Source organism: Streptomyces sp. NPDC001515 (genome assembly GCF_053597115.1).
This window is the reverse complement of sequence record NZ_JBSFHN010000072.1, coordinates 1-7,597: the sequence shown is the minus strand read 5'-3', so window position 1 is coordinate 7,597 and position 7,597 is coordinate 1. Positions and strand designations below refer to the sequence as shown.

General features: G+C 71.2%; 2 protein-coding genes. Both read right to left on the bottom strand.

Features of this window, described 5'->3' with window-relative positions:
• The coding region (locus tag ACWCXC_RS37205) for an amino acid adenylation domain-containing protein (protein WP_450891791.1) at window positions 1-7,211 on the bottom strand (7,211 nt) is incomplete at its 3' end.
• A partial coding sequence (locus tag ACWCXC_RS37200; RefSeq protein WP_450891790.1) for a phosphopantetheine-binding protein occupies window positions 7,208-7,597 on the bottom strand: 390 nt, incomplete at its 5' end. The genes ACWCXC_RS37200 and ACWCXC_RS37205, both read right to left, overlap by 4 nt.

The window sequence follows — 7,597 nt, the reverse complement described above, 5'->3', positions numbered from 1 at the left end:
TCGGCGTCGGCCTCGTCGCCGAGCAGCTCGCGCTGCCACAACGCGTAGTCCGCGTACTGCACCGGCAACGGCTCCCACCCAGGAGCCCGCCCCTCAGCACGCGCCGCATACGCCGTCGACAGATCCCGGGCCAGCGGAGCTATCGACCACCCGTCACCCGCAATGTGGTGCAGCACCACAACAAGCACCCGCTCATCAGGACCAGCCTCGAAAAGGGTGGCTCCTATGGGGAGCTCGCGGGTGAGGTCGAACTCCCGGGCGGTCGCCTTCGCGATGGCCGCGTCGAGATCGTCGGACGGAACGGTGATGCGCTCCAACTGCCAATCGATGTCAGTTGATTCAACGATGCTCTGGTACGGGTCGCCGTTCTCGGCCGTCGGGAAAACGGTCCGCAGGACCTCGTGGCGGGCGACCACGTCACGGAAGGCCAGAGCGAGCGCGTCCCCGTCGATGCCGCCGTCCAGGCGGAGAGCGAAGGGGATGTTGTAGGTCGCGCTGGGGCCTTCCAACTGGCCGATGAACCACAGGCGCCGCTGGGCGAAGGACAGCGGAACCCGTTCCGGCCGCTCCCCCGCCGCCAGAGCCAGCCTGGCCCGGCCCGCACCATCGAGACCGGCCGCGAGACCGGCGACCGTCGGCGTGTCGAACAGCGCCCGCAGCGGAACCTCGACACCGAGGACCGTACGGACCCGGCTGATCAGACGAACAGCGAGAAGGGAGTGACCGCCGAGAGCGAAGAAGTCGTCATCCACCCCGACCTCGGGCAGCCCCAGGACCTGCGCGAAGACCCCGCACAGAAGCTCCTCACGGAGCGTCACCGGACCACGGCTGCCGACGCCGGCGCCGGTGGCGTACTCGGGCGCGGGGAGTGCCTTGCGGTCGAGCTTGCCGTTGACGTTCAGCGGCAGCGCGTCCAGGACGACGACTGCCGAGGGGACCATGTACGAAGGGAGACGTTCCGCAGCGAACGCGGCTATGCGGGCGGGGAGTTCGACGGCAGCGGCAGCAGCAGGGGGCGTGCTGTCGTTCGGGACGACGTACGCGACCAGTCGCTTGTCCCCCGGAACGTCCTCCCGGGCCACGACGGCCGTCTGGACGACCTCCGGGTGTCCGGCGATCGTGGACTGGACTTCTCCGAGTTCGATGCGGAAGCCCCGGATCTTGACCTGCTCGTCCGCACGGCCGAGGTACTCGATCTGACCGTCCACGGACCACCGGACCACATCACCCGTGCGGTAAAGACGACCACCGTCGGACGAGAACGGATCCGCGACAAAACGCTCACCCGTCAGCTCGGGACGACCCAGATAACCACGCGCCAGACCCGCCCCGGCGATATACAGCTCGCCCACCACACCCGCCGGAACCGGAGCAAGGGTGCCGTCCAGGACATACACACGGGCATTCGAGATCGGACGACCGATGGGGACCGCGCCGTCGGTGCCCGCTTCCGGGCCCGCGTACCAGCCCGTCGTGTAGACCGTGGCCTCGGTGGGGCCGTAGATGTTGGCGACCCGGGCGCCGGGGAGGGTCGTACGGATGCCGGCGACGGCGTCCGCCGTGAGTGCCTCGCCCGCCAGGACGACCGTGCGGGGGCGGGCCTGGATCTCCCCCGCAGCCACCATCTGGGCAAAGGCCGACGGCACACCGCTGACGAGACTGACGTCACCGACCGGCATGTCGGTGTCCGCCAGAGCGAGAAGATCGCGGACGACTTCCACCGTGCCGCCGGAGACCAGCGGCCCGAAAAGCTCGAAGACCGACACGTCGAAGTTGAAGGACGTGGAGACCAGAACACGCCGGAAGTCCTCACCACCGAACTCCCGCGCCGCCCAGCCCAGGAGCCCGGCCACCGACCGGTGCTCCACGACCACGCCCTTCGGGCGGCCCGTCGAGCCGGAGGTGTAGATCACGTAGGCCGGGTGCTCGGGACGGATACGCGTACCCAGCGGGCCGGCCGGGAGAGTAGTCAGGTCGACCTCGTCCAGGACCAGCACGACCGTCGCGCCCGACTCCGGGACGGCCCTCGCCGTGCCCGCCGTGGCCAGCAGCACTGTCGGCTCGGCATCCGCGAGCATGTACGCGATCCGCTCCGCCGGGTACGCCGGATCAATCGGCAAATACGCACCCCCGGACTTCAACACCGCAAGCAGCGCCACAACCGAATCGACACCACGCTCCAGGCACACACCGACAAACGACTCAGGACCCACACCCAGGGCCACCAAATGACGCGCCAGCCGGTTCGCACGGGCGTCCAGATCCCCGTACGAGACCTCCACACCACCCGACACCACCGCCACCGCCCCCGGCGTCCGCACCACCTGCGCCTCGAAGAGACCGACCACGGTGGCGTCGCCGGGGAAGTCGACCGTCGAGTCGTTCCACTCGGTCAGCACCTGGCGCAGCTTCGTCTCGTCCAGGACCTGGACGGAGCGGAGAGGGACGTCCTCGTCGTGATCGAGGGCCGATTCGAGCGCGGTGACCAGGTTTCCGGCCGCCGTGCGGACGAACTCGCCGACTCCGCGCGGGTCGATCGGCGCAACCGCGTCCACGGCGACCCAGAGTCCGTCGCCGTTGTCGTCTACCGAGACGAGCAGGGGGTAGTTGGTCCGCTCGTGGGAGAAGACGGTCTTGATGCCGTCGAGCTGCTCGTTGTGCGGGTTCCGGGACCGGGTCTCTTGCTGGACGTGTTCCCACGTCCTGGCCTCGGTCGTGCTGTTCGTCTTGTTGTGACGGTAGTTGAAGAGGGCCGTGAAGAGCGGGGCGCCGGTCGGTATGCCGCTGGCCTGCTGCGCCACGGTGAGCGGCGCGTGTTCGTGCTCCAAAAGCTCGGCCAGTTGGCCGCGCATCGCGGTGACGGCCGCGAGGACGCCGAGGCGGTCCGTGCGGACCCGGACCGGGAGCGTATTGAGGAACGGGCCCGGTACCCGGTCGGAGCCGGCGCCGGCGTTCATCCGCCCGAAGAGGATCGTCCCGAAGACCACGTCCTCGCGGCCGCTGACCGCAGCGAGGACGCGCGCCCACGCCAGGTGCAGAAGGGTGGCGGGGCTCGCGCCGAGGCGGCGGGAGACCCGTCGGATCCGGTCCGTCAGGCCATCGCCGAGGGGGACGACCTGGCGCGTCGAGCCGGCGCCGTCGCCTCGTACGTCCGCGACGCCGAAGGCGGCCGTCGGTTCGGTGACGTCACCGAGGAGGTCGGCGAAGTAGCGTTCGTGTTCCGAGCGGTCGGCGGCGCCGCCACGTGTCTGCGCCACGAAGGTGCGGAACGGCAGCGGGTCCGGGAGGTCCGCGCCCCGGCCCTCCAGGAACGCCCGCACCTCCTCCATGAGGATGTCGAGAGCTGTGTGGTCGCGGACCATGTGGTGGACCCGGACCAGGGCCAGCCACCGGTCTCCGCCAGGGACGGAGGCCGCGTGGATCCGGATCAGCGGGGCTTCGCCGAGGTCCATCGCGTAGCCGCCGGCGGCGACGAGGGCGGCGACCGGGTCGGTGCCGTGGGCGTCGAGGACGGTGTCGGTGACGGGCAGGGTAGCGTGGCGCCACACGACCTGGACCGGCTCGCGCAGGCCCTCCCACACGATCGAGGTGCGGAAGATGTCGTGCCGGTCCAGGACGTTCTGCAGCGCGTCGAGGAACGCGTCGAGACGGGCGCGGGTGTCGAACTCGACGACCGTCGGCAGGACGTAGGCGTCGTCCCCGCCCTCGGCGAGGAGGCGGTGGAAGAGCAGGCCCTCCTGGAGCGGGGCCAGCGGGTAGATGTCGGCGATGTTCGCCGCGCCGCCCGTGACCGTGGCGGCCACGGCCGCGATCTCGTCGGGGGTGAGGTCGACGAGCGGCAGCATGCCGGGCGTGATCTCGGTGGCGCCGGTGGGGATGAGGTTTTCGGGGGCGTCGACCTGCTCGGCGCCCGCCGAGGCCGCGAGACCGGCCGGGGTCGGCGTCTGGAACAGCGCCCGCGCGGAGACCGTGACGCCCTGTCGGCGCAGCAGCTCGACGAGGCGGATCGCGAGGAGCGAGTGGCCGCCGAGACGGAAGAAGTCGTCGTCCACGCCGACGCCGGTGCCGGGGGCGGTGCTTATCCCGTTGCCGGATGCGGTGCCGGTGCGGGAGGCAGTGCCGGTCCCGGTGCCAGAAGCGGTCCCGGCGCCTGTCGCGCCGAGGCCGAGTACTTCGGCGAAGGCCGCGCAGATGATCTCCTCGCGGGCGTTGGACGGGGCTCGGCCGCCGCCGGTCGCGTACTCGGGTGCGGGCAGGGCCTTGCGGTCGAGCTTGCCGTTCCCGGTCAGCGGCAGCGCGTCCAGGACGACGACCGCTGACGGGACCATGTGCTCGGGAAGTCGCCCGCCGACGAACTGGCGGATCGCCGAGGAGAGTTCGGTCCCCGTGTCGTGGTGGTCGTCGGCCACGACGTAGGCGACGAGCCTGCGGTCCCCCGGGGTGTCCTCGCGGGCGACGACGGCAGCCTGCTCGACCAGCGGATGAGCGGCGATCACCCCCTGCACTTCACCGGGTTCGATGCGGTAGCCGCGAATCTTCACCTGGTCGTCGGCACGGCCCAGGAAGACCACCTGACCGTCCGGCGTCCACTTCGCACGGTCACCCGTGCGATACATCCGCTCGCCGTGCTCGTACGGGTTGGCAACGAACCGCTCGGCGGTCAGCGCCTCGCGGCCCACATATCCACGCGCCAGGCCGGCACCGGACACATACAGGTCTGCCGTCACGCCGACCGGGACCGGCTGGAGGCGGGAGTCGAGCAGGTAGAAGCGGGTGTTGGCGATCGGCGTGCCGACCGGGACCGTCCCGCCCGCGACCCCCTCGGCCGTCAGCCTCGTGGTCGCGATACCGATCGTCGTCTCGGTCGGGCCGTAATGGTTGTGGACCTCCCGCTCACCCACTGCGGCCGTGAGAAGGGCGGTGGCCAGAGCGGGCGGGGTGGACTCTCCGCCCAGGACGACGGAGCGCCTGGGCAGTACGCCCTCGATGCCGGACGTGGACAGGGCGGCGAGGTGCGAGGGGACGATCTTGAAGTGGTCGATCTCGTGCTCGGCCAGATAGGCGGCGACGGCGTGAGGGTCGGTGACCGCCCCCTCCTCCAGGATGTGGAGTTCACCGCCGGTGGTGAGGCTCGCGAAGACCACCGTGTTGCCGAGATCGGTGGCCTGCGCCTGGAGCAGCGCGTAACGGGCGCCTTCGCCCGCGAAGCCGAGACGGTCGGGGACCGAGGCAGTGTAGTTGGCCAGTCCACCGTGGGTGACCGCGACACCCTTCGGACGGCCCGTCGAACCCGACGTATAGATCACATACGCCAAGGACCGCGGGTCCACAGAACGCCCCGGGCGGCCGGTCGGGGCGGCGGCAAGCTGCAGCTCCACGAACGTGTCGTCGATCGCCACCAGCGGCGAGCGGCCGGCGGGCAGCTCATCAAAGAGGTCCTCGGTGGTCAGGACCAGCGCGGCGCGGCTGTCGCGCAGGATGTACGCGATGCGGTCCGTGGGCTGCGCCGGGTCGAGGGGCAGGTAGCCGGCTCCGGCCTTCCAGGTGCCGAGGATGGACGCGATCATGTCGGCGCCGCGCGGCAGGCACAGACCCACGACCGCCTCGGGGCCGATGCCCTGGCCGGTGAGGTAGTGGGCGATGCGGGTGGCGCGGGCGTCCAGTTCGGCGTACGTGATGTCCGTGCCGTCGGCGGTGAGGGCCACCGCGTCGGGGGTGCGGTCCGCCCACCGTTCGAAGAGCTCGTGCACCGGGTCGGCGGGCTCGTCGGAGGAGGTGGCGTTCCAGACGTTGAGCACGCGGCGGCGCTCGTCCTCGGCGAGGATCCGGATCGACGCGAGCGTACGGCCGGGGTCGGCGGTCGCCTGGTCGATGACCTGTCCGAAACGGGCGGCGAGGCGGGCGGCCGAGGCCACGTCGAACAGGTCGGCGGCGACCGTCAGCGTGCCGCGCAGGCCCGCCGGGGCGCCCTTCGCGTCGAAGAGCTCGCGTACGGAGACGTCGAGGTCGAATTTGGCGGCCCTGACGCCGGCTTCGCGACCGTCGGCCGTGGTCGCGGAAGCGGCCGTGGCCGTGTCCGTCGCCTGGTCCGTGGCCGTGGCCGCGTCCTTCGCCCTGGCCGTGTCCGGGTCGATGACGGTCCGCTGGTTGTTCTGGACGGTCAGCATGACCTGGAAGAGGGGGTGGCGGGCGAGGGAGCGGGCCGGGGCCAGCTCCTCGACGAGCTTCTCGAACGGCACGTCCTGGTGCTTGAAGGCGGACAGGACGGTCCTGCGGACCTGGGCGAGAACCTCGCGGAACGTGGGGTCGCCGGACAGGTCGGTGCGCAGGACGAGGGTGTTGACGAAGAAGCCGACGAGGTCGTCGAGGGCCTCGTCCGTACGGCCCGCGACCGCCGTGCCGACGGGGATGTCGGTGCCCGCGCCGAGTTTGGAGAGCAGGGTGGCCAGGGCCGCCTTGAGAACCATGAACGTCGTCACGCCCTCGGCCCGCGCCACCGCGGCGAGGCGCTGGTGCACCTCGGCGGGGACGCTCAGCGGGACGATGTGCCCCCGGTGGGAGGCGACCGGCGGCCGGGGACGGTCCGTGGGAAGTTCCAACTCCTCGGGAACGTCCGCGAGGGCCTCGCGCCAGTAGGAGGTCTGGCGGGACATCAGGCTGTCGGGGTCGTTTCCGTCGCCGAGCAGCTGACGCTGCCAGAGCGCGTAGTCGGCGTACTGGACCGGCAGCGGCTCCCAGTCCGGGGCCCGGCCTGCGGCGCGGGCGGCGTAGGCGGTCGTCAGGTCCCGGGTGAGGGGGCCCTCCGACCAGCCGTCGCTGGCGATGTGGTGCATCACCACGACGAGGACCTGCTCATCCGGCGCCCGGAACAGCTGCGCTCTGACGGGGAGTTCGGCGCTCAGGTCGAACGCGTACCGTCCGGCCTCGTCGATCGCCCCGGACAGCTCCGCTTGGGCGACCTCGGTCACCGTCAGCGCCCAGTCCAGCTCGTCGGGCGTGAGGATCCGCTGGTACGGCTCGCCGTCGACGAGGTCGAAGACGGTGCGCAGGACCTCGTGGCGGCCGATGACGTCCCGCAGGGCGGCGTCGAGCGCGTCGGGGCGCACGTCGGCCGGCAGACGCAGGACGACCGGCACGTTGTAGGTCGCGCTCGGGCCCTCCAGCCGGCTGATGAACCACAGCCGCCGCTGCGCGAAGGACAACGGGATCATCGGGACTCCTCCTGGTTGCGGCGCATCGGCTGCAACGCCGGGCGGGATGTTTGCGCGGGTCGGGACCGTTCCGGCCGCTCGGACTGTTCGGCGTGTTCGGTGTGCTCGGTGGGTTCGGCGGGGTGCCCGAGTTGGGCGGCGAGGCCCGCGACCGTGGGTGCGTCGAAGAGCGCGGCGATCTCCACCTCGATGCCGAGCGCCGTCCTGATCCGGTTGACCAGGCGGATGGCGAGGAGGGAGTGGCCGCCGAGAGCGAAGAAGTCGTCGTCCGCACTGACCTCAGGGACACCCAGGACCTGGGCGAATGCCTCGCAGAGGACCTCTTCCTCATGGCTCTCGGGGCCCCGGCCCGAGCCTCCGGTGTGGGCGTTGTCCGGGGCGGGGAG